Source organism: Pseudomonas sp. Sample_9 (genome assembly GCF_004307535.1).
GTDB lineage: Bacteria > Pseudomonadota > Gammaproteobacteria > Pseudomonadales > Pseudomonadaceae > Aquipseudomonas > Aquipseudomonas mercuritolerans.
This window is the reverse complement of record NZ_RAZO01000441.1, coordinates 1-2896: the sequence shown is the minus strand read 5'-3', so window position 1 is coordinate 2896 and position 2896 is coordinate 1. Positions and strand designations below refer to the sequence as shown.

2 protein-coding genes are annotated in these 2896 nt (G+C 63.1%); both read right to left on the bottom strand.

The window, feature by feature from the left end:
* Positions 1–2207 (bottom strand): ATP-binding protein (locus D6877_RS25165; protein ID WP_130912458.1); only part of this gene is annotated, 2207 nt, incomplete at its 3' end.
* Positions 2204–2809, bottom strand: a complete 606-nt coding sequence (locus D6877_RS25160) for a biliverdin-producing heme oxygenase (RefSeq protein WP_130912457.1) — start codon at positions 2807–2809, stop codon at positions 2204–2206. The genes D6877_RS25160 and D6877_RS25165, both read right to left, overlap by 4 nt.
* Positions 2810–2896 lie beyond the last annotated feature (87 nt).

Below are 2896 nucleotides of genomic sequence, written 5' to 3'. Positions count from 1 at the left end.
TCGCTGCCCTGCCCCGGCTCGCTCTCGGCGACGATCTGCCCGCCGTGGGCTTCGACGATGCCCTGGGTGATGTACAAACCCAGGCCCGTACCGGTCGGGTTGCCTTCCTTCACCGTCCAGTAACGATCGAACACATGCGGCAGATGCTCCTTGGGAATGCCTTCACCACTGTCGCGCACGATAAAGACAATCTCATCGCCCACCGACTTGGCGTGGACGCCGACGGTGCCCATGCGCGGAGTGAACTTGATGGCGTTGCCGACCAGGTTCGACAGCACCTGGAACAGCCGCTCGGGGTCAGCGTGGATGCGCAAATCAGGATCGGCCTGGAAGGAAATGCTGATGTCCTTGACCTGAGCCAGCGGCGACAGTAATGCCTGCGCCTCCTCAAAGATAAGCCCGACCTCCAGCGCTTGCGGGGTGATGGAGTAGCGCCCGGCGTCGATTTTCGAGGTATCGAGCAGGTCTTCCAGAAGCGTGTTCATCCGCGCCGTGGCCTGCTGCATGGTGTCGATCGCCGTGGAGATGCGCCGCGAGGTGTGCGCGCCTTCCGAGCTGAAGGCTTTCTGCATCATGCCGCAGAGCATGGAAATCACCGTCATCGGGTTGCGCAGGTCATGGGAAACCACCGCTACCAGATCATCGCGCGCCTGCACAGCCGCCTGCTCGCGACGTACCTGACGGGCCAGATCGTTTTCCAGCGCCGAGCGGCGCAGATCGTTGGCGGCGAACCGGTCACCGTGGCTCCACTTGGTGGAGATCCCGGCCATCTCGACCTTCCAGATCTCGAACGAGGTACGCGGACGCAGGCGCATCCCGGCGTCGGAGTTTTCCAGATCCAGCGGCTTGCGCGGGTCGCCGCTCCAGTTGATGTTTTCCTTCACTTCCGGACGGAACCACAGCACGCCGTTGTCCACCGGTTTGGGCAGGCTCATGGCGAGCACACCACTGGCCACCGACTGAAACTGCGCCGCCGGCGGGTAAACGCTGGACAGGTTATGGCTGGCAAACACCGGCTCGCCGCGCGCCTGCAACCATTTGTGCAGCGCGCGAATTTCTTCCGGCGCCGGGCAGTTGCCGTAACGGTGCAACTGTTTGTCTTCGATGATCGCGATACCGCCGGCATTGACCAGCGCCATCAGCGTTGCAGGCTGCTGGGCGAGGCCGTCGAAGACGTTCTGCGGCGAATCGATCATCGCCTGATTGAGCCGCGCCAACGCCTCGACCTTCTCTTCACGCTGACGGGTCAGCTCAAGGGTTTCCATGGCACTGATCTGCAACGACAGGACCTGGCCGATGGTCTGGCAGGCCATGCGCAATTCATGCGGCACGTGCAGCGGCTGGCGGTTGCCGCAGCTGATCAGGCCCCAGAGCTTGTCGCCCTTGAGCAGGGAGATGCTCATCGATGACAGCACGCCCATGTTCTTCATGTACTGGCAGTGAATCGGCGAGACGCTGCGCAGCGTGGCGAAACTGAGGTCCAGCGGCGTCTGCGTGTCCGGGCGCAGCTTCGGCACCAGCGGCACTGGCTGATAATCGGCGTTGGGGATGATCCGCAGCCAATTGGTGCGATACAGCTCGCGCGCCTGCTCGGGAATGTCCGAAGCCGGGAAGAACAGGCCGTTGAACACTTCCATCGATGGATCGGACGCTTCGGCGATGACCTGACCGTGGCCCTCCTCCTCAAAGCGATAGATCAGCACCCGGTCGTAACCGGTCATCGCCTGGATTTCCTTGACGCTGATGTCGTACAGGGCCTGCAGCGTGGTCGCCGCTTGCAGGCGCTGGAGCATGCGGCCCAAGTGGGTGTTGACGCCGGCGACGTTGCGCGGCTGGAAGTTCTTCACATGAATTTCCAGCTCGAGAATCAGCACACCCTGATGGCGGTGCAGCAAACCTTCGAACTCAGTGCCATTGAGCTCGAAGCGCAGCGGCGCCGCCTCGGAGAACGTCGCCTGTTGCAACGCTTGCAGCACTTGCGCGGTGTGTTCGGCGCCGATCAGGCTGTGCAGCGGCTGGCCGATCAAGGATTCGGGCGCGCGGGCCAGCAGGGTTTCGACGTTGGCGCTGACCTGAATGATCTGCAGCGCAGGCTCGGTCAGGGTCAGCAGCAGACCATGGGGCTGGATCGCGCCAGGAAAGCGGATCGGCTCGTCGGCACAGTTGGCCAGCAGTTCTTCAAAGGCTTGTGGGTCTTGCGGGTTCATGCCAGTACCTCCTGGCGCTCGAGCCATTGCTCGAAACAGCTGAATGTGGTTTGTGCTGCGCTGACCACGGCCGCGCGTTCGCTGGCCGCCATGGGCCGGTTGCTCAGGTATTCGATGAACTCACGCCAGCGCCGCCCGGTGGCCGCGCCGTAGACATCGAGAAACGCGGCGCCGTTGTCGGCGTCCAGATTCAGCCGCGCGGCGATCTCCCGGCGCAGGATCTGCCCGCCGAGGGTCGCGCCTTCGAGCACGTACAAAACGCCGAGACTGGCGGCGCTGGAGTCGATCACCGGCAATTCCTCGCACAGCGGCAGATCATTGGCCGTCGCGCCCAGCGCGCGCAGGTCGGCGTGCAAGGTCTCGGCTTTCAGACGAGGCGTCAGATTGAAATCGTCCGGGACCGCGCCACTGGCGAGTAACGCCCGTTCCAGCGGCTGATAAAAACCGTAATAGGCCGCCATCAGGCGCTCGAAAGCGGCGGTATCGAGGGTGTCGGAGAAAAAGGGAAGGCGTTTTTCCAGTGCGATGTGCAGTTCGGCTGTGCCGGCCCGCAGATCCTGCAGCACCGGTGGCACATAAACCTCACGGGCCTTTGCTTGCATGTAGATCGCTCTTGGTGGGACCCGGCAGGGGCCATTCTGGGTGGGCTCGACGTGGGGGGAATTTATCACGCCACGCAGCTTTTTCTG

Coding starts and splice junctions, on each gene's coding strand:
- D6877_RS25160 (WP_130912457.1), bottom strand. CDS start 2,809: ATGCAAGCAAAGGCCCGTGAGGTTTATGTGCCACCGGTGCTGCAGGAT.